Genomic DNA, 20,019 nt, shown 5'->3' on the forward strand with positions numbered 1-20,019 from the left:
TATGGACGATTTTGTTGCGGATAATGCGTTAAATGGCTGTTTTAACGATCTTTCGCCCTAACACACACTGGCCGCAAGGTTTATGTGATGGCATTCAACTTTTAAAGCGGTATAACAAGTTAACCTCTCGCTCCGTTGCTAACGGGATTAATGGCACAGGCAAGGAACTGCGGGAGTGAACAGCATTGTTCACGTCTTCCCGCTCCAGATAACTACAGCGGTAAACCGCAACGACAGACTGGACGAGGTTAATAATGCGTAAGATCAAAGGGCTACGCTGGTACATGATTGGGCTGGTGACGCTGGGCACCGTGCTCGGTTACCTGACGCGCAATACCATTGCCGTCGCTGCGCCCACGCTGGAAACGCAGTTGGGTATCACCACGCAACAATATTCTTATATCGTCGCCGCCTACTCGGCGTGCTACACCATCATGCAGCCGGTAGCCGGTTATGTGCTGGACATGCTCGGCACCAAAATTGGTTATGCAGTGTTTGCCGTGCTGTGGGCAATCTTCTGTGCGGCAACCGCGATGGCGGGCAGCTGGGGCGGCTTTGCGCTGGCACGCGGCGCGGTGGGTGCCGCCGAAGCAGCAATGATTCCCGCAGGCCTGAAAGCCAGTAGCGAATGGTTCCCTGCCAAAGAGCGTTCGGTGGCGGTGGGCTATTTCAACGTGGGCTCGTCAATTGGCGCAATGCTGGCGCCGCCGCTGGTGGTGTGGGCGATCATGGCGCACAGCTGGCAAATGGCGTTCATTATTACTGGCGTGCTGAGCATGGTGTGGGCCCTCTGCTGGCTGGTGTTTTATAAGCATCCTAAACAACAAACCAAGCTGAGCGATGAGGAGCGTCACTACATCATTGCCGGCCAGGAGTTGCAGCATCAAACCGGTAATAATAAGAAGATGTCGGCACGCCAGATCCTGCGCAATCGCCAGTTCTGGGGCATTGCGCTGCCGCGTTTCCTCGCCGAACCCGCGTGGGGAACGTTTAACGCGTGGATTCCGTTATTTATGTTTAAGGTGTACGGCTTCAATTTGAAAGAGATCGCCATGTTTGCCTGGATGCCGATGTTGTTCGCCGATCTCGGCTGCATCGTCGGGGGTTACTTGCCGCCGCTGTTTCAGCGCTGGTTTGGCGTCAATCTCATCGTCTCACGCAAACTGGTGGTGACCATGGGCGCGGTGTTAATGATTGCGCCAGGCACCATCGGGTTGTTCACCAGCCCGTATGTGGCGATTGGGTTGTTATGCGTCGGTGGTTTTGCCCATCAGGCGCTTTCAGGCGCGCTGATCACGCTCTCTTCGGATGTATTTGGCCGTAACGAAGTGGCTACCGCCAACGGCTTAACCGGCATGGCGGCCTGGACGGCGAGCACCCTGTTTGCGTTGGTGGTCGGTGCGCTGGCCGATACGCTGGGCTTCAGCCCGCTGTTCGCGGCGCTGGCGGTGTTTGATCTGCTAGGCGCGGTGGTTATCTGGACGGTGCTGAAAAACCAGCCGGTTTCTGAACTCGACGATCAGCCTGCGGTGCAGTCCGCTGCAGTGCGCACCTAACCTTTCCGGGCTGGCATCGGCCAGCCCATTTCCTCTGTGCGGCTGAAGTGGTATAACAACTCAACTTTCTCCCACAGCGGACCGCGCAATGGACCTGACCGAATCACGACGCCTCTATCAACAACTCGCCAGCGAACTCAAACGCCGCATTGAAGCTGCCGAGTATCGGGTCGGCGACAAACTGCCTGCCGAGCGTCTGATTGCGGAGGAGATGCAGGTGAGCCGTACCGTGGTGCGTGAAGCGATCATCATGCTGGAAGTGGAAGGTTACGTGGAGGTGCGGAAAGGTTCCGGCATTCACGTCATCAGCAGCCAGCAACAGAACCGCGTGGTAACGTCCAGCCAGCTGGAGTTCGCTAATTTCGGCCCCTTCGAGTTATTGCAGGCGCGCCAGTTGATTGAAAGCAACGTGGCTGAGTTTGCCGCCACGCAGGTGACACGCCAGGATATCGTGGCATTGATGGCAATTCAGGAGAAAGCGCGTCAGGAAGATCATTCGCGCGATTCGGCGTGGGATATGGAGTTTCACGTGCGCATTGCGCAATCGACGCAGAACAGCGCCTTAGCAGCGATTGTCGAGAAGATGTGGCTGCACCGTCTGCACAATCCTTACTGGTTAAAGCTGCACGAACATATTGATGCCAAAAATATCACCAGCTGGTGTGACGATCACGACCAGATTCTCAAAGCCCTGATCCGCAAAGATCCCGCCGCCAGTAAGCTGGCAATGTGGCAACATCTGGAAAATACTAAGCAGATGCTGTTTAACGCCACCACCGATGATTTCGAATTTAACGTTGATCGTTACATGTTTGCTGAAAATCCGGTCATCCTGCCTGAAGGTAGCGAAAACCCACGCTGATCCTGCTTATTTTTCAGGCGTTTTGTTGCTGAAAAAGTCAGTTAGTCTGCAATAGTGTCAGCTCATGTAAAGCTCCTTTTGACCACCTGCGTCTAAAGGTAAAACTCCTGTGCGGCAGGCACTTTCCCCTGTCTGGATAACGTTATTTTTGTTACAGTTATCGCCCTTTTATTACCCTTTGCGACAGGGCTTTAAAAAGTCGCTGATTTAACAATCAATTCTGGAAGGATCCGGAAACTCCTGCTCAGGCTGCTTATCTAAAATGTATAACCAACGCCAGTCTGCGCCTAAGCCCCTCACGGGCACGTTTAACAATGATGTTCAGGAATGATTGATGGATATTTTGCAAGCATTGCTGCATGCCTTATGGCAGCAGGATTACGAAATGCTCTCCGACCCGACGTTGGTTTGGGCCATTTATGGCGTGTTGTTCATGATTCTGTTTCTGGAAAATGGATTGCTGCCCGCCGCCTTTCTGCCGGGCGATAGTTTACTGATTTTGGTCGGCGTTTTGATTGCTAAAGGCACCATGGGTTTCCCGCTGACGCTGCTGATTCTGACCACTGGCGCTAGCCTCGGCTGCTGGGTGAGCTACATTCAGGGTCGCTGGCTCGGTAATACGCCTACCGTGCAAAAATGGCTTTCACACTTGCCCGCGCAATATCATCAACGCGCCCACCGATTGTTCCATCGCCATGGCTTGTCTGCACTGCTGGTGGGTCGCTTTATTGCCTTCGTTCGCACCTTGCTCCCTACCATCGCCGGGCTTTCTGGCCTGAGTAATGCGCGCTTCCAGTTCTTCAACTGGGTAAGTGGCTTCCTGTGGGTGCTGATCCTTACCGTGCTGGGCTTCGCGCTGGGTAAAACGCCGATTTTCCGTCGTTACGAAGATGAGCTGATGTTGTGCCTGATGCTGCTGCCGCTGGTGCTGCTGGTGGTTGGCCTGGTCGGTTCTTTAGTGGTTATTTGGCGTAAACGTCAGTCTGCGCGTAGCGGGAATTCACAGTCATGATCACATTCCGTGGATTCCCAAGGCGTTTCCTGCCTTGGGCGCTGGGTGGCGCGTTGGCGCTGCTGGCGATCTGTTTCGTTCCGACCTTGATGCAGCATGAAACCGTGGTGCAGATCCGCGTCGCCAACAGCGGCACCAATCTGCCCGATGGTTTTTATCTTTATCAGCAACTTTCTGCGCAGGGCGTGCGTATCAAAAGTATTACGCCCTCCGGCGATGCGCTGGTGATTCATTTTGAGAATGAAGAACAGAGCCTGGCGGCGCAAAAAGTGTTGAAGCGCCTGTTGCCACAAGGCTTTGTCGTCGCCGCTGGCCCGCAGGCTTCGCAGCAATATCCTGACGCCAGTCGCCCAATTTTTAGCTAAATTTCACCGCCTGACGTTAAGCCAGGCGGTGAGCTAATCCTCGCTATCCCCGCGTCTTCTTTGAATTTTTTCGTCTGCTGTCTATCCTTAGAGATAGCGTAAGCCTAAGACATGCTGGGAAGCTTCTCCTGTCTGCTCTCGGGCAGGTCATCAACAATGGAAGGTCACAACCTGATGAAACATCAATTACTGCTAGGTGCTATTCTTTTTTCACTCTCGGGTTCGCTGCTGGCGGCTGAATCGCTCTGCCAACAAAAAGAGCAGGATATTCAACGCGAGATCGATATGGCAAAACAGCACGACAACCAGCGCCGCGTTACCGGGCTGGAGCGCGCGTTGACCGAAGTCCGCGCAGGCTGCACCGATGAGAAGCTGAAATCTGCACATAGCGAACGCATCGCTGAGCAGAAGCACAAAATCGCCGAACGTGAGCGTGAGCTGAAAGAAGAGCGTCAGGATGGCGACAAGGACAAAATTGAGAAGCGCGAACGTAAGCTGCTCGATGCGCAGCACGAACTGAAAAAGCTTGAAGCTGAACCTTATTAATCGGACTTAACTCAATGCTGTAAAAGGAGATTTCCATGGCTAAAGAAACAACATCTGAACATCTGCGCGCTGAATTGAAAAATCTGGCTGATACCCTGGAAGAAGTGCTGAGCAGCTCAGCAGATAAATCCAAAGGTGAGCTGGATAAACTGCGTCATAAAGCGCGCGGCGCTATTGAAAGCTCCCGTGAACGTCTTGGCGACTCCGGCGAACGTATTGCACAAACCACGCGTGAAGCAGCGGAAAAAGCGGACGAATACGTGCGCGACAATCCGTGGCACGGCGTGGGTATCGGTGCAGCGGTAGGTATTCTCATCGGCATTTTAATCTCACGGCGTTAATGATGAGTGATAGTCAGCAAAGCCACGGCCCCGGCAAAGGGGTCTTTAACATCGGTCAACGGGTAGTTACCACGCTGGTTAGCATGGTCGAGACGCGCGTCAGACTGGCAATTGTGGAACTGGAAGAGGAAAAGGCCAACCTGATTCAGATGCTGATGATGGTGGGCCTTACTATGCTGTTTACCGCTTTCGGTCTCATGAGCCTGATGGTGTTGATCATCTGGGCGGTGGACGCACAATATCGCCTGATGGCGATTGCCATCACTACGGCGGTGCTATTTGCTCTGGCGCTCATCTTCGGTTTGTGGACGTTATACAAATCGCGTCAGTCAACGTTGTTGCGCCATACGCGTAAAGAGCTGGATACCGATCGCAAACTGCTGGAGGAGCATCGCTCATGAGCCGCCGCGAACGTGAAGCTCGCATTCACGAACTGCTCAATCAGGTGCAGCAGCAGCGGCTTGACCTCAGCGCCGACAGCCGCGACTGGCTGACCAGCACCGCGCAGTACGATCGCGGCTGGTTAACCATCATTGGCATGCGTCGTTATCTGGCGATTGGCAGCAGTGCATTGGCCATTTGGTCGATTCGCAGCCCCAATCGTCTGCTGCGCTGGGCCAAGCGCGGTTTCGGCGTCTGGAGCACCTGGCGCATGATCAAATCGACTTTAAATACCCGCTAGCTTCTCTCTCTAAAACCGGATCGAATTGATTCGGTTTTACTCTCCTCAAATTTACTGAACAACATTGACAGTTTATCTCGCTTACAACTCTTTCAACCTGCGATTATCATCTCCCTCCATCAGCCCAGTGAACTGAAACAACCGGTTCAAGGGGATTCAAAACCCGCAGGCCAACAACCTGCAACAAAAACCTTGTTGGAGTAGATGATGAAAAAATTCGAAGACTCAGGCCTGCTGGTAGCACGCGTATTAATGACCATTCTGTTTATCACCGCAGGCTGGGGCAAAATCACCGGTTACGCCGGTACCGCACAATACATGCAGGCAATGGGCGTCCCAGGCTTCCTGCTGCCGCTGGTTATTCTGCTGGAGTTCGGTGGCGGCCTGGCGATTCTGTTCGGTTTCCTGACGCGCTTTACCGCCCTGTTCACCGCTGGCTTTACTCTGCTGACCGCGTTCCTGTTCCACAGCAACTTCGCGGAAGGTGTTAACCAGCTGATGTTCATGAAAAACCTCTCCATCGCCGGTGGCTTCCTGGTGTTGGGTCTGGTAGGTCCAGGCGCTTACAGCATTGACCGACTGATTCGTCAGCGCGTTCAGCCAGCAACCGCACGCTAAGCAGCACAAGCGTTAGAGAACACATATACTGAATTGCAGGGGCGGGGATTTTCCTCGCCCCTTTTTATTATGGAGGGCTTATGGGACAGCTGATTGACGGTGTCTGGCATGATACCTGGTACGATACGAAGTCAACCGGTGGCCGCTTCAAGCGCACAGAAGCCGTCTGGCGTAACTGGGTTACCGCCGATGGTAGCGCCGGTCCAACCGGCAAAGCGGGCTTCGCCGCTGAGCGTGGTCGCTATCATCTTTACGTCTCGCTTGCCTGCCCGTGGGCGCATCGCACGCTGTTAATGCTTAAACTCAAGGGATTGGAGGAGATGATTTCGGTTTCGGTGGTGCATCCGCTGATGCTGGAGAACGGCTGGACCTTTGACGCCAGTTTCCCTGATGCCACCGGCGATGCGTTGTATCAAAAAGAGTTTCTCTATCAGATCTATCTGCACGCCGATGCGCACTATTCCGGCCGTGTGACCGTGCCAGTGCTGTGGGATAAAACCCAGCAAACCATCGTTAGTAATGAATCCGCCGATATCATGCGCATGCTCAACAGCGCTTTTGATGCGCAAGGTGCCCGCGCGGGTGACTATTATCCGGCGGAGCTGCGCGACAAAATTGATGAAGTGAACAGCTGGGTTTACGACACGGTCAACAATGGCGTGTATAAAAGCGGTTTTGCCACTTCGCAGGCGGCGTACGATGAATCGGTAACGGCGCTGTTCCATTCGTTAGCGCGTCTCGAACAGATTCTTGGCCAACACCGCTATCTCACTGGCAACCAACTTACCGAAGCCGATTTGCGCTTGTGGACCACACTGGTGCGCTTCGACCCGGTCTACGTCACCCACTTTAAGTGCGATCGTCACCGCATCAGTGATTACCGTAATCTGAGCGGCTTCCTGCGCGATATCTATCAGATGCCAGGCATCGCTGACACGGTTAATTTGCCGCACATTCGCCATCACTACTACTGCAGCCACAAAACCATCAACCCAAGCGGCGTGATCTCGCTGGGTCCAGCCTTTGACTGGGATGAGCCACACGGCCGGGGTTGATGCTCTTACCCTCTCCCAACGTGGAGAGGGGACTTTAGGCAAACTTAATCAGCACCATACCGACCAACAACAATCCCACGCCCAGCCAGCCAACCCGACTCAGACGCTGGCCAAACAGAATCCAGCCTGCCGCCACGGTGGCGACCAATCCCAGCCCGCCCCATAACGCGTAGGCTACCGTCAAATCAATGCCTTTCACCGCCTGCGCCAGCGCACTGAACGCCGCCAGCACCGCCACCAGCGATAACACGCCAAACAGTGGACGGCGGAAACCGTTGGAGTATTTCAGGAAGATATTGGCGACGATCTCCAGGCCAATGGCCAGCGCCAGCCATGCGATATGCAGCCAGTTAAACGTTGCCATGGCGCAGCTCCTTGCGGCTCAGCGTGCCTGATTTGATCAGGACAATGCCGAGGATCAGCGTCAGCAGGCCGGCTACTTTGATGGCGGATAAGGCTTCATCGAACAACAGCACGCTAAACAGCGTAATAAACAGAATGCCAATGCCTTCCCACATGGCATACGCCACGCCAAGGGCAATACGTTTAATGGCGAAGGATAAACAAATATAAGAAAGTGCGATCATCACCAGCATAAAAATATAACCGGCGTTGCCACCGTTTACGCTGGCCCATTTCATTGAGACGGTGCCAATAATTTCCGCGGCGATCGCCAGCGCTAATAAAATCCAATACAGCATGATTTCTCTCCTGAACGAGAAATAAACGCCACCCACGCGAAAATAGGCGTGTTAGCAAAGTTAAATTAAAAAGTCAGAATAGGAGAGAACGGAACTAAAGCGCGAAGCGCCAGTGCTGATCGCAGATTGAGCAGTTTGATTCAGAGAGAGAGGAGGAGAGTGAAGCCTTATTTGACGCAAACATTTTGTCCATAAAATTACAACTTATCCACGTTGTTGCTTCTCGTCAGTGTGGATTAAATTTGTCCTCAGTAGTTAAACACGCGCTTATTCTGGCATAGCGGCAGTAATGTTTTCAGGGATTTTCATTTCTTTACGTGGAGGCGTTTAATTAAAAGTGTGTGTATTCCCTCACCCTAACCCTCTCCCAGAGGGAGAGGGAACTGTTTATTGCGGTTTGAAAGATCGCTCGATCGGTCTCTTCTCCCGCCTGCGGGAGAAGGTTAGGATGAGGGCCAGCGCGCACAAGCCCCAGAAAACACAAAACCCGCCGAAGCGGGTTTTGTGTTTAAAAAAGTCGAAACTGACCGATAAGCCGGGTTCTGTCGTGGACAGTCATTCATCTAGGCCAGCAATCGCTCACTGGCTCAAGCAGCCTACCCGGGTTCAGTACGGGCCGTACCTTGTGAACCCCTATTTGGCCTTGCTCCGGGTGGAGTTTACCGTGCCACGAACTGTTGCCAGCCGCGCGGTGCGCTCTTACCGCACCCTTTCACCCTTACCTGATCCCATTACTGGGCCATCGGCGGTTTGCTCTCTGTTGCACTGGTCGTAGGCTTGCGCCCCCCAGGCGTTACCTGGCACCCTGCCCTATGGAGCCCGGACTTTCCTCCCCTTTGCCCGTCTCCCCCCGAAAGAGGACGACGACAAAGCGGCGACTGTCTGGTCAGCTTCGGCGCGGGATAATAGGCGATTTGCCAGCGTTTGTCACGCCTCTTGCTGCTCCAGCGCGTACTTATAAAGCGCGTTCTTCTTCACCCCATGAATTTCCGCCGTCAGCGCAGCGGCTTTCTTCAGTGGCAGCTCTTTTTGCAGCAGCGCCAGCGTGCGCAACGCCTCCGCCGGCAGCGCTTCTTCATCCGCTTTATGGCCTTCAACAATCAGCACCATCTCGCCTTTACGACGATTTTCATCTTCCTGCACCCACGCCAGCAACTCGCCGACCGGTGCGCCTTGAATAGATTCCCACGTTTTGGTGATCTCACGCGCCAGCACCACGTAGCGCTCGCCGCCCCACACGCTGACCATATCCTGCAGGCTATCGATCAGGCGATGGGTCGATTCGTAGAAAATCAGCGTACGCGGCTCTTCACCCAGCGCGCGCAGCACATCGCAACGTCCTTTGCTTTTGGCCGGTAGAAACCCTTCGTAACAGAAACGATCGGACGGTAACCCCGCCGCGCTTAATGCTGTAATCGCCGCGCAGGCACCTGGCAACGGCACCACGCGCACACCAGCTTCACGGCAGCGACGTACCAAATGGTAGCCGGGATCGTTGATTAACGGCGTGCCGGCATCGGAGACCAGCGCGATGCTCTGGCCCTCTTGCAGCTTAGCTAACAGCACCTCAGCTTTCTGCTGTTCGTTGTGGTCGTGAAGTGCGAAGAGTCGCGCATTGATGGCGAAATGTTGTAGCAACAGCCCGGTATGACGTGTATCTTCCGCTGCGACTAGATCGACGCTTGAGAGCACCGTCAACGCTCGTTGAGTGATATCACCCAGGTTACCGATCGGGGTAGGAACGATATAGAGCGTGCTGGCAGAAATCTCTGCCCGATCGAGTTGTTTCATTGTTTCATCCGAATTGCCGATTTAATATTGAGCATCTTGAAAAAAACATCACTGGATACAGTATGCTTCCTTCAAAAGTCGTACGTCATAAAGCAGGACGCTTAGTACCTGTTCTTCTCGCTGGGCTGATTTTAGCCGCCTGTAGTGGTCAGGGACCGCAACAAACCTCTAACGTCAATATTCAGGGTCCTGCGACTGGCCGGTCTGACTATTATCTGCAGCAGGTGCAGCAAAGCAGCGATGATAGCAAGACCGACTGGCAATTACTTGCCATCCGTGCCCTGTTGAAGGAAGGAAAGTATCCGCAGGCGGCGAATCAGCTCAATCAATTGTCGCAGCAGTTAAGCGAAGTGCAACAGCAAGAACTGCTGCTGCTGCGCGCGCAGATGCAGATTGGGCAGCAGGATTACACCGGTGCGCAACAGCTGCTGGGCCAGGTGAAAAGCGGCGGCCTGTCGCAGGACCAGCAGGTGCGTTACTACGCGCTGCAAATCGCGGCGGCACAGAATCGCCCTTCACTCTCGCTGCTGCGTGCCTATATAGCGCAGGAGCCGCTGCTGAAAGGTGCCGATCACCAAAGCAATATCGATGCAACCTGGCAAGCGCTGACGCAGATGACCCAGGATCAGATCAACAGCCTGGTGATCAATGCTGATGAAAATACCCTGCAGGGCTGGCTCGATCTGCTGAATACCTGGCGCGCAAACAGCCAGGACCCACAAATGTTGAAAGCGGCGATTCAGGACTGGCAGACGCGTTATCCGCAGAACCCAGGCGCGAAGACACTGCCAACCCAGCTCAGCCAGGTGCAGAACTTCACCAAAGCGTCGACCAATACCATCGCGCTGCTGCTGCCGCTTAACGGCCAGGCGCAGGTGTTTGCCAATGCGATTCAGAAAGGCTTCACCGATGCGCGCAATGGCGTGCTCAATGCACCGGCACCGCAAGCCGCTCCTGAGGCTAATACAGCCGATGCCAGCGCACAGCCGCCAGCGGACGCCAATAGCGTGGTCAGCCCCGCCGTTGCAGGTAACACACCGCCGCAAACCGAGCAGTCACAGCCAGCCGCACAACCCGCCGCCGCACAGGGCAACAGCAATGCGCAGGTGAAAGTGTATGACACCAGTAGCCAGCAGATTGCGCAGGTGATGCAGCAGGCGCAGCAAGATGGCGCCACGCTGGTGGTCGGCCCGCTTCTAAAAAATGACGTTGAAACCGTCGCCAATAGCAACACGCCGCTTAACGTGTTGGCCCTGAACGAGCCAGAACAGATCCAGAACCATCCGAATATTTGTTACTTTGCGCTTTCTCCTGAAGACGAAGCACGCGATGCCGCGCACCATATCTACGAGCAAGGCAAACGCCAGCCATTATTGCTGGTGCCGCGCAGCAGTTATGGCGACCGTATCAGCAAAGCGTTCGCGCAAGAGTGGCAAACGCTGGGTGGCTCAACCGTACTGCAGCAGCGTTTTGGCGGCGTCGGCGAACTCAAGCAAGGCATCAACAGCGGTGCGGGTATCGCGTTAAGCGGCACGCCGCTCAACGTTGAGCCCGCGCAATCGCAGAGCGTGGCGATTGCTGGCCTGACGATTCCTGCACCGCAAACCAGCGCACCGGTGCCAACGGCCGATGCCAGCAGCGGTAGCGTGGATGCGGTGTACATCGTCGCCAGCCAGGATGAGCTGCAGCTCATCAAGCCGATGATTGCGATGCGCACCAGCAGCCGCAACAACACCGCACTCTACGCCAGCTCACGCAGTGCGCAGGCGGGTGCAGGCCCGGACTTCCGCCTGGAGATGGATGGCCTGCAGTTCAGCGATATTCCGCTGCTGTCCGGTAGCAATCCGGGCTTAATGCAGCAGGCGGCGAAGTCGTTTAACAACGATTATTCGCTGGTTCGCCTCTACGCGATGGGCATTGATGCCTGGACGCTGGCGAATAACTTTAACCAGATGCGTCAGGTGCCTGGCTTTGCCATTGATGGCAACACCGGCAAGCTGAACGCCGACACGGATTGCGTGATCAACAGGAAGTTGGCATGGAACCAGTATCGTCAGGGACAGATCGTTCCGGTGCAGTAAACCGCCAGCGCATTGGCGCTGAGCAGGAACAACTGGCGCGTCGCTATCTGGAGCGCGCCGGGCTGCAGTGGTTTGCCAGCAATGTACGCTGTCGCAGCGGGGAAATTGACCTGATTATGCGCGACGCCGATTGCTGGGTATTTGTTGAAGTGCGCTATCGACGCGATGCGCGCTACGGCGGTGCCGCCGCCAGCGTAACGCGCCAGAAACAACAAAAGCTGCTGCGTGCCGCCGCGCTCTGGTTGCTGGCGCGTGGCGGCAGTTTTGATACGGTGAATTGCCGTTTTGACATCATTGCCATTACCGGGCGTGAGCTGGAGTGGCTGCCCGATGCCTTTAATGCCGATGGATAGAACCAGGTGGTCTTGTGCAGGACAGAATTAAAGCGTGTTTTACCGAAAGTATTCAGACCCAAATCGCCGCAGCCGAAGCGCTGCCCGATGCGATTTCCCGCGCCGCGATGACGCTGGTGCAGTCGCTGCTGAACGGTAACAAAATCCTTAGCTGCGGTAACGGTGCGTCGTCGGCGAATGCTCAGCATTTTGCCGCCAGCATGATTAACCGTTTCGAGACAGAGCGCCCTAGCCTGCCTGCGCTGGCGCTGAGCGCTGATAATGTGATGCTGACGGCGATTGGTAACGATCGTCTGCACGATGAAATCTACGCCAAGCAGGTTCGAGCGCTTGGTCAGGCTGGTGATGTGCTGCTGGCCATTTCCACCCGTGGCAACACCCGCGATATCGTCAAAGCGGTTGAAGCTGCGGTTACCCGCGATATGACCATCGTTGCGTTAACCGGCCACGACGGCGGTGAGCTGGCGGGCCTGCTCGGTCCGCATGATGTGGAAATTCGCATTCCATCACATCGCAGTGCGCGCATTCAGGAAATGCATATGCTGACGCTGAACTGCCTGTGCGATTTGATTGATAACACTTTATTCCCACACCAGGAATGACTGAAGGAGCTCAAATGAAAGCATTGAACGCTGTCGCCATTCTCTTAACCGCCATGTTGCTGCAAGGTTGTGTTGCCGTGGTTGCCGGCGGCGCTGCCGTCGCCACCAAAACCGCCACTGACCCGCGCACCGTGGGCACGCAGGTCGATGACGGTACGCTGGAGCTGCGCGTCTCGAACGCACTGGCAAAAGATGAACAGATCAAAAACCAGGCCCGCGTGGTTGTCACCGCTTATCAGGGCAAAGTACTGCTAACCGGCCAGTCGCCAACCCCGGATCTGGCAAGCCGTGCCAAACAGATCGCCATGGGCGTTGATGGAGCCACCGAGGTGTATAACGAAATCCGTAATGGACAGAAAGTCAGCCTCGGCACCTCGTCATCGGATACCTGGATCACCACCAAAATCCGCTCGCAGCTGCTGGGCAGCGATCAGGTGAAATCCTCCAACGTGAAAGTGACCACCGAAAACGGTGAAGTGTTCCTGTTGGGACTGGTTACTGCAGAAGAAGCGAAGGCGGCGGCCGATGTTGCCAGCCGGGTGAGCGGCGTGAAGCACGTGACTACGGCCTTCACCATTCTCAAATAAGCGTTGCAGCAAAGCATCAGGGCGACTTCGGTCGCCCTTTTTTGTGCGTGAGGGTTAGGCGGGAAGGTCAATCACCAGCGCGCGCAGCGGCGTTCTGGCCTGCAGGCTAATCTGGTTCTCATCGCTGAGAAACGCGCCGTCGCCGCAGCCTAGCGGCTGCTGGTTGGCGCTGCTGGCCTGCACATCCAGCGAACCATGGATCGATTGCAGGTAAGCGCGCGGTCCGTGCAATTTCACCGTGTACTGCTCGCCCGGCGCTAGCGTCACCTGATGCACCCAAACCTGCTGGCGCAGCTGCAGGCTGCCCTGCGCGCCATCGGGCGAGGCGATCAGTACGCTGGTTTGTTGCGGCAGGTCGAGCTTCTGCAACAGCGGGTTTTCACGTTCCGGACAGGCCGCCAGCCACAGTTGCATGCGGGTTAACGGGCGATCTTTGCTGATGTTAATTTCACTGTAATTCACGCCCTGACGCGCAGAGAGCAGCATCGCCTCGCCTTCACGCGCCACCAGATGATTGCCTTCGCTGTCGCGATACTCGGCTTCACCTTGCAGCACCAGATTCAGCACATCGACCTGCGGATAACTGCGCGGCTGGAATGCGGCGCCCGGGGCCAGAATTTCCTGGTTGAGTACGCGCAGCGACGCGTAGCCCATTAATTTTGGATCGAAATAGTGGCCAAATGAGAAGCTGTAGCGCGCCTGCAACCAACCGAAATCGGCCTGGCCACATGCGGACGCGCAGCGGGTTGTCATCATGATAATCCTCCGACGCGCTGCGGTGAGAACCGACCGCAGGCTTGATGGGATTATGGTAAAAGTCTGGACGCCGGATTGTAAGCCAGTTAATCTGCCTGGCATGTTCAAATTTACTGACAGAGAATCGGCATGGCAAAAGACCGCGCGTTAACCCTTGAAGCTTTACGTGTGATGGATGCTATTGACCGTCGTGGCAGCTTTGCCGCTGCGGCCGATGAACTGGGTCGCGTCCCTTCCGCGCTGAGTTACACCATGCAGAAGCTGGAAGAAGAGCTGGATGTGGTGCTGTTTGACCGTTCCGGCCACCGCACCAAGTTCACCAACGTGGGCCGCATGCTGCTGGAACGGGGCCGCGTGCTGCTGGAGGCCGCCGATAAGCTCACCACCGATGCCGAAGCGCTGGCGCGCGGTTGGGAAACGCATCTCACCATTGTTGCCGAGGCGCTGGTGCCTTCCGAGCGTTTATTCCCGCTGGTTGAGAAGCTGTCAGAAAAAGCCAATACGCAAATTTCTCTCATCACGGAAGTGTTAGCCGGCGCCTGGGAGCGGCTGGAACAGGGCCGCGCCGATATCGTGATTGCCCCGGATATGCACTTCCGCGCCTCAACCGAAATCAACACCCGCAAGCTGTACAGCACGATGAGCGTCTACGTTGCCAGCCCGGATCATCCCATTCATCAGGAAGCTGAGCCGCTGTCAGAAGTGACGCGCGTGAAGTATCGCGGCATCGCAGTGGCGGACACCGCGCGCGAGCGCCCAGTGCTGACGGTGCAGTTGCTGGATAAGCAGCAGCGTCTGACGGTAAGCAGCATGGATGATAAACGCCGCGCGCTGCTGGCCGGTTTGGGTGTGGCGACCATGCCGTATCCGATGGTGGAGCAGGATATCGCCGAAGGTCGTTTACGCGTGGTGAGCGCCGAGTATACGCGCGAAGTGGACATTATTATGGCGTGGCGCCGCGACAGCATGGGCGAAGCCAAAGCCTGGTGTTTGCGTGAGATTCCGAGGTTACTGGCGAAGCGCGGGTAGATTGTGCGGGGTTTCCCCCTCCTCGGTCCTCCCCCATAAATGGGGGAGGAAGATGCTGCCACATGTTAGTGATGAAGCTGCATCTCCTTCCCCCGCTTGCGGGGGAAGGCCGGGATGGGGGACAGCACGCACAACCCTTACATCCGACTCAAACAATCGATCGCCACCGCTTTAAAACTGACAAAATCCGCGCAATCGCGCAGCCGCGTCATCGCTCTTTCGCGCAGGAAGGTGACGAACAGATCGTAAATCGCCATCGCCTCTTCGTATTCACTCTTGCTGATCGCCAGCAGGAAAATCACCGATGCTGTCTCCTCGCCCCAGCTCACGCCATGCGGCGCCAGCACCGTGTAGACCACGGTTTTCTGCGCCAGCAGTCCGAGTGAATGCGGCAGCGCGATGCCTTCGCCGAGCAGGGTGCTGACAATCGCTTCGCGCTCCTCAACCGACGGATAGAAATCCGCATCGACAAAACCTTCGCTCTCCAGCTGATCGCACAGCAGGCGAAACAACTCTGACTGCGCCATCGGCTTATCCAGCACCATAAAGTGCTGCGCGTCGAAGTACTTCTCCAGCATGTACGGGCGCGTGCGATCCACTAGCACCAGCTTGCCGAGCTGCTCCAGCTGGAACTCGGTTGGGAATGGCGACATCACCGCAATCGGCTTATTCTTCTCGCTGAGCCGCGCGGTGGAGATCACGAAGTCTTCATCGATATGCTCGCGCAGTTCATAGTCGCGCTGTGACAGCCGCGCCGTCACCACCAATTGCGGGTATTTGCGCAGCAGCAGCGCCTCAATCATGCGCAGCGTGGAGTTGCCGCTGTCGCACACCAGCAGCACCTGTGGATGGCGCTGATAGCCGACGTCGTAATGCCTCTCCAGCCCAACACCAATGTGCAGCACCAGGAAACCGATCTCGTTCTCACTGATAGTGTAAGGGGTGTATTTACCCCAGTTGGTCACCGCCGCCAGCGTCACATCGTAGGCCATTGGATAGTGCTGTTTGATGTTGCTCAGCAGCGGATTGGGGATATGGATTTGGTAGCGCACCCGCGTGATCATGGTTTTGATATGGGTGAGCAGATCGGCGCGCAGCTGCTCATCATGCTGCAGCCGATAGTTGTAATGGGTGTTGATGTAATTCAGCAGGTAATCGACCAGCGCATCGGCGTCGTCAGCGTTAATGGTGCTCGGTGCCAGCGCCTGAATCTGGCGTGCGGCGATGTTGACCCGCAGCCAGTTCTCTTCCGCCTGTGAAATCGGTTTGCCGACCAGCGGACGCATCAGGTTAATCAGATCGTGCGCCGCCTCGCGCACTTCCTCGCCCACATCTTCCGCACCCGGATCGTTGAGCGGGAAACCTTCGCTGATGCGTCGTACCGCCACCGCGCAGTAGATTTGCAGATAGCGGTCGCCTTCATCACTGAGGCGAATGGCGTGCTGGGCGAAGCACTGTTGCAGCAAAGGTTCGAGCTGCGCCAAAATGCCGCTGTGCAGCGCTTCTACCGTCAGCAGCGGGCTGTCCGGCGTCTCCTGATCGATCTGCCACAGCAGGTCGGTTAAGCAGGTGCGGATCGCCGCCTCGCTGCCAAACAGCTTCATGCCGTAATGCGGTTTGGTTTCGATATTAAGGTGATAGCGGCCCAGCCATTCGCGCACTTCTGCCATATCGCTTTGCAGCGTGGCGCGGCTGACAAACCACTCTTCGGACAGATCTTCCAGCTTGATCGAATACGCCGCAGTCAGAAAGCGCGTCAGCAGATAGCGCACGCGCTCCTGTGAGGTACGCGGCACGCGCAGTGGCGTCGCGCTCTCTTGCTGTAAGCGGCCAAAGCGCGCCGCATCGTCAATTTTGAGTTGATATCCCGCGCCGCGCGCCAGCACAAACTGCGCGCCATGCTGTTCCAGCAGCGCATTCAGCGCGGTGATATCGGTGCGCACCGTGCGCGTTGAAACGGAAAAGCGACGTGCCAGCTCATCCTGCGGCAGCGTTTCATTTTGCAGCGCAGCGAAAAGCTGAGTCAGACGCTGATTGGGAAATCTCACGGAGCCTCACCTGTCACTCATTTGTTACAGCAGTTTCTTGCACGTTGCCAGAAGCTGACGTACATCGTCAATGCGCGTGTCGCCGCTTGCGCTATCGATAATCGAACTGTAAACGTGCGGGATCACTTTGCTGACGCCCGCATCGAGCGCAATACGCACAATCTCTTCGAAGTTATTGAGATCAATACCGCCGGTGGGTTCCAGCCAGAAGTCGTGACGCGCGCAGGCTTCCGCCACCGCGCGATACTCATTTACCGCTTTCAGGCCGCCCATCGGAAAGTATTTCACCGAGCTGCCGCCCATGTCCTGCAACATGGCGATGGCGCTGTCGATCGGTACAATCGCGTCGGCGCTCTTCGAGCTGCGCGGTCCGGTGGAGATTTTCACCAGGCCCGGCGTGCCGGTCGGTGAAATCAAACCATTCACCACGGTTTGAGTCTGGCCGAGCAGTGCACGGCTGGTCGCCACGCCGGTGAAGACCTGATTGACGTGCTGCGGTTGCAGCACCGCCGAGATCTCACTCACCATCGCCGACTGGTTGGGATCGCCCGCGCCCAAACCCACGGATAACGCATTGTCGATCAGCGCCGCATACTCGCGCATATCGGCAATCGCCGCTTCATTGCTGGCGTAGTTTTTTGACAGCACGCCCACCAGCACATGACCTTCAGCCGCCTGCCAGATCGCTTTTGCGTTCTGCTTCGAACCGGCCAGCACGTTAAGGCACAGGCGATCCTGATAGAAATTCGGGTTCAGACTCATGCGCGTTTTCCTCCGCTGATCAACGCCTGAATAGCGCTAAAGATGATGTGCAGCTGATCGGCGCTAACGCTGCGCACATCGGCTTCGATAATGCCTTCGTTGGCTTTGTAGCCACGGAAATAGATGGCGATGTCGCCGGTTTTCAGCGCCTGCACCAGTTCGCCAGTCGGCCAGCCGGTGACCGCTTCATCAAACTTGATCTCGGCACGCGCAATATCGCGTCCGGCGGCATCCCACACCACGCGGGCGGTGACGCCGTTCAGCGTGTTGAGGTTGTCGATAAAAGGCGTCATGTTGGCCACCATCTCGGCGCCGGTGGTTTTTGGCTGCACCAGATAGTTTTCAATCGCCTGCGTCAGGCCGAGAATGCCCTCTTTGCCGACTTTCATCGCGCGGCCAATGCCGTTGCTCTGGCGCTTCACCCACTCAACGTATTGCGTGCGACCAATCACTAAGCCGCTGGTCGGCCCTTCAATCGCCTTAGCACCGCTGTAAATCACCAGATCCGCGCCCATTTGGTAGTAACACTGCAAATCCTCTTCCGCTGCCGCATCAACGATCAGTGGAATGCCGTGCTTGCGCGCCACTACCGCTGCCTGCTCCACGCTAAGATGGCTTTTCTGCACGCAGTGGTGCGATTTGATGTACATCAGCGCCGCTGTGGTCGGCGTGATTGCCGCCGCCAACTGCTCTGGCGAACATTCATTGCTGTAACCGGCTTCGATCAAACGCCCGCCGCCCAGCGCCACCATCGTGCCAACCGGCGCGCCGAAGTTCACGTTGTGCCCTTTTGGCACCACGATATCGTGCGGCACGCTGAGCGGTGCGGCGTGCAGGTTCTCCAGCAACCAGTCGTTATCTTTAACAATCACCGCCGCCACGCTCTGCGCAATGCCCGCTGAGGCGCACGACACCACCACCGCGCTCTCCACGTCCAGCAGTTTGGCGATGTAAGCGCCGGTCTTGTTGACCAGATCTTTCATCTCGAAATAGTGATTCAGACCATAGCTGACGGTATCCACCACATCCGCAGACGGCGTGGAGACGCCGAGAATGGTCATGCGGCCCGAGGCGTTGATGACCTGTTTCAGGTCATATTTTTCATAAATCGAAGACATGATTCGCTTTCCCTTCATCAGTCAGATGCCAGTGACCGGCGATAACCACGGCCAGCGGCAGAATATGTTGTTCACCTAATACCCGTTCGCCTTCAGCATCAACGAACGGGCAGGCTTCCTCTTTGACGGTAAAAATGGTCAGGTCGGCGTCATAACCGGCGGTCAAGCGCCCTTTGCCCGCCAGACGCAAGCCAGCAGCGGCATTAACGGTGACGCACTCGACGATTTGCGGCAGCGTCATGCCAATGCTAAAGAATTTCGACATCACGTGCGCCAGGCTATGCACCGGGCCGTTGATGCGGTTACGACAGTAAATGTCGGAGCTGATGGTGTCGGGCAGAATGCCCTGCGCAATCGCCTGACGCGCCACCTCAAAACTGAAGCTGGCGCCGCCGTGGCCGATATCCAGCTTCACGCCGCGCGCGATGGCATTTTTCACCGCTGCTTTCAGTTCGCCCTGCGGTGACAAGATACGGTTCGGCTTGCCGTTAAAGCAGTGGGTAATGATGTCGCCGGAGGTCAGCAGATCGGCGATCTCTTCCAGCACGGGCGGATTGTTGCCAATGTGCACCATCAGCGGCAAGTTTCCGGCTGCCTGCTGAATCGCCTTGGCACGCACCAGCGGCTGAATGCCGTTCTCGCCCACCACGCTGCTGCTCATGCGCGCTTTCAGGCCAACGATAAAGTCGGGACGGCGTTTCACCGCTTGCACCACCGCATCGCCATCAATCTGCGCCATATCGGCCAGCTCGTTTTGCGTCACAATGCCGGTGCGTGAAATGTTGATCAGCGCGCGTACTTCGGTGGTAGCCGAACGCGTGAGCTGATAAAAGTCGTCGATGTCGTCAGCGCCGGTGCTGCCGGCATCCACCACCGTGGTGACGCCTTGCGCCATGCCAATGGTGTCGGCGTCGTCGTGATAAATCGGGGATTGGGGATAACAGTGCACGTGGCTATCAATCCAGCCAGCGCTGACATAGTAACGTCCGGCGAGATCGCGCTCCTGCTGTGCCGGGCCGCTCACCTCGCCGACGGCGGCAATTTTGCCGTGCTGGATGGCAATATCCACCAGCTGTTCGTCGCACAGACGTGCGCGGCGCAGAATCAGATCAAACATGCTTACTCCTCACATACAAACGCTCATTTCGTAGCGG

23 protein-coding genes and 1 other RNA gene are annotated in these 20,019 nt (G+C 56.3%); 15 read left to right on the top strand and 9 right to left on the bottom strand.

The annotated features are described in order from the left end of the window. Window positions 1-254 precede the first annotated feature (254 nt). The 10 genes from PO881_RS16725 (at window position 255) to PO881_RS16770 (ending at window position 7,037) form a co-directional block, all read left to right on the top strand. Window positions 255-1,556 (top strand): MFS transporter, encoded by a 1,302-nt coding sequence (locus PO881_RS16725; protein ID WP_101762910.1) that lies wholly within the window; start codon window positions 255-257, stop codon window positions 1,554-1,556. An 88-nt stretch (window positions 1,557-1,644) separates the two neighbouring features. Beyond that, on the top strand, window positions 1,645-2,418 hold the full coding sequence (exuR, locus tag PO881_RS16730) for a transcriptional regulator ExuR (protein WP_192412237.1): 774 nt from the start codon (window positions 1,645-1,647) through the stop codon (window positions 2,416-2,418). 334 nt (window positions 2,419-2,752) lie between these two features. Beyond that, the gene (locus PO881_RS16735; protein WP_101762908.1) at window positions 2,753-3,430 is read left to right on the top strand and encodes a DedA family protein; all 678 of its coding nucleotides are present in this window, start codon (window positions 2,753-2,755) and stop codon (window positions 3,428-3,430) included. Beyond that, on the top strand, window positions 3,427-3,795 hold the full coding sequence (gene mzrA / locus PO881_RS16740; protein WP_101762907.1) for an EnvZ/OmpR regulon moderator MzrA: 369 nt from the start codon (window positions 3,427-3,429) through the stop codon (window positions 3,793-3,795). Before PO881_RS16735 ends, mzrA begins: the two co-directional genes overlap by 4 nt. A 174-nt stretch (window positions 3,796-3,969) precedes the next feature. Beyond that, window positions 3,970-4,341, top strand: a complete 372-nt coding sequence (locus tag PO881_RS16745) for a DUF1090 domain-containing protein (RefSeq protein ID WP_146001298.1) — start codon at window positions 3,970-3,972, stop codon at window positions 4,339-4,341. 35 nt (window positions 4,342-4,376) lie between these two features. Next, window positions 4,377-4,682 (top strand): YqjD family protein, encoded by a 306-nt coding sequence (locus tag PO881_RS16750; RefSeq protein ID WP_007890363.1) that lies wholly within the window; start codon window positions 4,377-4,379, stop codon window positions 4,680-4,682. Window positions 4,683-4,684: 2 nt separating this feature from the next. Further along, on the top strand, window positions 4,685-5,083 hold the full coding sequence (locus PO881_RS16755) for a phage holin family protein (protein WP_192236531.1): 399 nt from the start codon (window positions 4,685-4,687) through the stop codon (window positions 5,081-5,083). Then, window positions 5,080-5,364: a YqjK-like family protein gene (locus PO881_RS16760; protein WP_008103516.1), complete on the top strand. Its 285-nt coding sequence runs from the start codon at window positions 5,080-5,082 to the stop codon at window positions 5,362-5,364. Before PO881_RS16755 ends, PO881_RS16760 begins: the two co-directional genes overlap by 4 nt. Window positions 5,365-5,571: 207 nt before the next feature. Continuing rightward, a complete protein-coding gene (locus PO881_RS16765; protein WP_008103518.1) occupies window positions 5,572-5,982 on the top strand; it encodes a DoxX family protein in 411 nt (136 codons plus the stop codon). A gap of 80 nt (window positions 5,983-6,062) precedes the next feature. Then, window positions 6,063-7,037, top strand: a complete 975-nt coding sequence (locus PO881_RS16770) for a glutathione S-transferase family protein (protein ID WP_210081737.1) — start codon at window positions 6,063-6,065, stop codon at window positions 7,035-7,037. A gap of 34 nt (window positions 7,038-7,071) precedes the next feature. On the opposite strand, the gene mdtI is transcribed toward PO881_RS16770, so the two are convergent. The 4 genes from mdtI to rsmI all read right to left on the bottom strand — a co-directional run bounded on the left by mdtI (window position 7,072) and on the right by rsmI (window position 9,529). Continuing rightward, the gene (mdtI, locus tag PO881_RS16775) at window positions 7,072-7,401 is read right to left on the bottom strand and encodes a multidrug/spermidine efflux SMR transporter subunit MdtI (protein WP_101762903.1); all 330 of its coding nucleotides are present in this window, start codon (window positions 7,399-7,401) and stop codon (window positions 7,072-7,074) included. After that, entirely contained in the window at window positions 7,388-7,741 is a 354-nt protein-coding gene (gene mdtJ / locus PO881_RS16780) for a multidrug/spermidine efflux SMR transporter subunit MdtJ (RefSeq protein WP_199559718.1), read from the bottom strand. Before mdtJ ends, mdtI begins: the two co-directional genes overlap by 14 nt. 512 nt (window positions 7,742-8,253) lie before the next feature. Beyond that, an RNA gene (gene rnpB, locus PO881_RS16785) (RNase P RNA component class A) lies at window positions 8,254-8,632 on the bottom strand. A 33-nt stretch (window positions 8,633-8,665) separates the two neighbouring features. Beyond that, window positions 8,666-9,529 carry a 16S rRNA (cytidine(1402)-2'-O)-methyltransferase gene (rsmI, locus tag PO881_RS16790; RefSeq protein WP_101762901.1) on the bottom strand — a complete coding sequence of 288 codons (864 nt, stop codon included), beginning with the start codon at window positions 9,527-9,529 and terminating at the stop codon, window positions 8,666-8,668. A gap of 62 nt (window positions 9,530-9,591) precedes the next feature. On the opposite strand from rsmI, the gene PO881_RS16795 reads away from it, so the two are divergent. Genes PO881_RS16795 through dolP form a run of 4 tightly spaced genes read left to right on the top strand, consistent with a single transcriptional unit; the run spans window position 9,592 to window position 13,152 of the window. Next, window positions 9,592-11,610 carry a penicillin-binding protein activator gene (locus PO881_RS16795; RefSeq protein WP_280172127.1) on the top strand — a complete coding sequence of 673 codons (2,019 nt, stop codon included), beginning with the start codon at window positions 9,592-9,594 and terminating at the stop codon, window positions 11,608-11,610. Beyond that, on the top strand, window positions 11,568-11,963 hold the full coding sequence (locus tag PO881_RS16800) for a YraN family protein (RefSeq protein ID WP_008103534.1): 396 nt from the start codon (window positions 11,568-11,570) through the stop codon (window positions 11,961-11,963). The genes PO881_RS16795 and PO881_RS16800 overlap by 43 nt, the downstream gene beginning before the upstream one ends. 14 nt (window positions 11,964-11,977) lie before the next feature. Further along, window positions 11,978-12,565: a DnaA initiator-associating protein DiaA gene (gene diaA, locus PO881_RS16805; protein WP_007890352.1), complete on the top strand. Its 588-nt coding sequence runs from the start codon at window positions 11,978-11,980 to the stop codon at window positions 12,563-12,565. A 14-nt stretch (window positions 12,566-12,579) separates the two neighbouring features. Continuing rightward, entirely contained in the window at window positions 12,580-13,152 is a 573-nt protein-coding gene (gene dolP, locus PO881_RS16810) for a division/outer membrane stress-associated lipid-binding lipoprotein (protein ID WP_101762899.1), read from the top strand. 54 nt (window positions 13,153-13,206) lie between these two features. On the opposite strand, the gene PO881_RS16815 is transcribed toward dolP, so the two are convergent. After that, window positions 13,207-13,908 carry a pirin family protein gene (locus tag PO881_RS16815; RefSeq protein ID WP_110867406.1) on the bottom strand — a complete coding sequence of 234 codons (702 nt, stop codon included), beginning with the start codon at window positions 13,906-13,908 and terminating at the stop codon, window positions 13,207-13,209. A 129-nt stretch (window positions 13,909-14,037) separates the two neighbouring features. Here PO881_RS16815 and PO881_RS16820 point away from each other — a divergent pair, with 129 nt between their 5' ends. Further along, on the top strand, window positions 14,038-14,937 hold the full coding sequence (locus PO881_RS16820) for a LysR family transcriptional regulator (RefSeq protein WP_101762897.1): 900 nt from the start codon (window positions 14,038-14,040) through the stop codon (window positions 14,935-14,937). Window positions 14,938-15,074: 137 nt separating this feature from the next. On the opposite strand, the gene PO881_RS16825 is transcribed toward PO881_RS16820, so the two are convergent. From PO881_RS16825 to PO881_RS16840, 4 genes are read right to left on the bottom strand one after another with little or no spacing between them, the layout of a single operon-like run. After that, on the bottom strand, window positions 15,075-16,985 hold the full coding sequence (locus PO881_RS16825) for a PRD domain-containing protein (RefSeq protein ID WP_280172128.1): 1,911 nt from the start codon (window positions 16,983-16,985) through the stop codon (window positions 15,075-15,077). A 24-nt stretch (window positions 16,986-17,009) separates the two neighbouring features. After that, on the bottom strand, window positions 17,010-17,747 hold the full coding sequence (locus tag PO881_RS16830; RefSeq protein WP_280172129.1) for a KDGP aldolase family protein: 738 nt from the start codon (window positions 17,745-17,747) through the stop codon (window positions 17,010-17,012). Further along, a complete protein-coding gene (locus PO881_RS16835) occupies window positions 17,744-18,865 on the bottom strand; it encodes a DgaE family pyridoxal phosphate-dependent ammonia lyase (protein ID WP_101762894.1) in 1,122 nt (373 codons plus the stop codon). The genes PO881_RS16830 and PO881_RS16835 overlap by 4 nt, the downstream gene beginning before the upstream one ends. Further along, entirely contained in the window at window positions 18,849-19,982 is a 1,134-nt protein-coding gene (locus tag PO881_RS16840; protein WP_137386586.1) for an amidohydrolase/deacetylase family metallohydrolase, read from the bottom strand. The genes PO881_RS16835 and PO881_RS16840 overlap by 17 nt, the downstream gene beginning before the upstream one ends. Window positions 19,983-20,019 lie beyond the last annotated feature (37 nt).

The sequence above is a fragment of the Pantoea sp. SS70 genome (assembly GCF_029866845.1).
Taxonomy (GTDB): Bacteria; Pseudomonadota; Gammaproteobacteria; order Enterobacterales; family Enterobacteriaceae; genus Pantoea; species Pantoea leporis.

Excerpts from the sequence above, each read along its gene's own strand:
- PO881_RS16725 (WP_101762910.1), top strand. The coding sequence starts at position 255 with ATGCGTAAGATCAAAGGGCTACGCTGGTACATGATTGGGCTGGTGACG.
- exuR (WP_192412237.1), top strand. The coding sequence starts at position 1,645 with ATGGACCTGACCGAATCACGACGCCTCTATCAACAACTCGCCAGCGAA.
- PO881_RS16735 (WP_101762908.1), top strand. The coding sequence starts at position 2,753 with ATGGATATTTTGCAAGCATTGCTGCATGCCTTATGGCAGCAGGATTAC.
- mzrA (WP_101762907.1), top strand. The coding sequence starts at position 3,427 with ATGATCACATTCCGTGGATTCCCAAGGCGTTTCCTGCCTTGGGCGCTG.
- PO881_RS16745 (WP_146001298.1), top strand. The coding sequence starts at position 3,970 with ATGAAACATCAATTACTGCTAGGTGCTATTCTTTTTTCACTCTCGGGT.
- PO881_RS16750 (WP_007890363.1), top strand. The coding sequence starts at position 4,377 with ATGGCTAAAGAAACAACATCTGAACATCTGCGCGCTGAATTGAAAAAT.
- PO881_RS16755 (WP_192236531.1), top strand. The coding sequence starts at position 4,685 with ATGAGTGATAGTCAGCAAAGCCACGGCCCCGGCAAAGGGGTCTTTAAC.
- PO881_RS16760 (WP_008103516.1), top strand. The coding sequence starts at position 5,080 with ATGAGCCGCCGCGAACGTGAAGCTCGCATTCACGAACTGCTCAATCAG.
- PO881_RS16765 (WP_008103518.1), top strand. The coding sequence starts at position 5,572 with ATGAAAAAATTCGAAGACTCAGGCCTGCTGGTAGCACGCGTATTAATG.
- PO881_RS16770 (WP_210081737.1), top strand. The coding sequence starts at position 6,063 with ATGGGACAGCTGATTGACGGTGTCTGGCATGATACCTGGTACGATACG.
- mdtI (WP_101762903.1), bottom strand. The coding sequence starts at position 7,401 with ATGGCAACGTTTAACTGGCTGCATATCGCATGGCTGGCGCTGGCCATT.
- rsmI (WP_101762901.1), bottom strand. The coding sequence starts at position 9,529 with ATGAAACAACTCGATCGGGCAGAGATTTCTGCCAGCACGCTCTATATC.
- PO881_RS16795 (WP_280172127.1), top strand. The coding sequence starts at position 9,592 with ATGCTTCCTTCAAAAGTCGTACGTCATAAAGCAGGACGCTTAGTACCT.
- PO881_RS16800 (WP_008103534.1), top strand. The coding sequence starts at position 11,568 with ATGGAACCAGTATCGTCAGGGACAGATCGTTCCGGTGCAGTAAACCGC.
- dolP (WP_101762899.1), top strand. The coding sequence starts at position 12,580 with ATGAAAGCATTGAACGCTGTCGCCATTCTCTTAACCGCCATGTTGCTG.
- PO881_RS16815 (WP_110867406.1), bottom strand. The coding sequence starts at position 13,908 with ATGATGACAACCCGCTGCGCGTCCGCATGTGGCCAGGCCGATTTCGGT.
- PO881_RS16820 (WP_101762897.1), top strand. The coding sequence starts at position 14,038 with ATGGCAAAAGACCGCGCGTTAACCCTTGAAGCTTTACGTGTGATGGAT.
- PO881_RS16830 (WP_280172129.1), bottom strand. The coding sequence starts at position 17,747 with ATGAGTCTGAACCCGAATTTCTATCAGGATCGCCTGTGCCTTAACGTG.
- PO881_RS16835 (WP_101762894.1), bottom strand. The coding sequence starts at position 18,865 with ATGTCTTCGATTTATGAAAAATATGACCTGAAACAGGTCATCAACGCC.
- PO881_RS16840 (WP_137386586.1), bottom strand. The coding sequence starts at position 19,982 with ATGTTTGATCTGATTCTGCGCCGCGCACGTCTGTGCGACGAACAGCTG.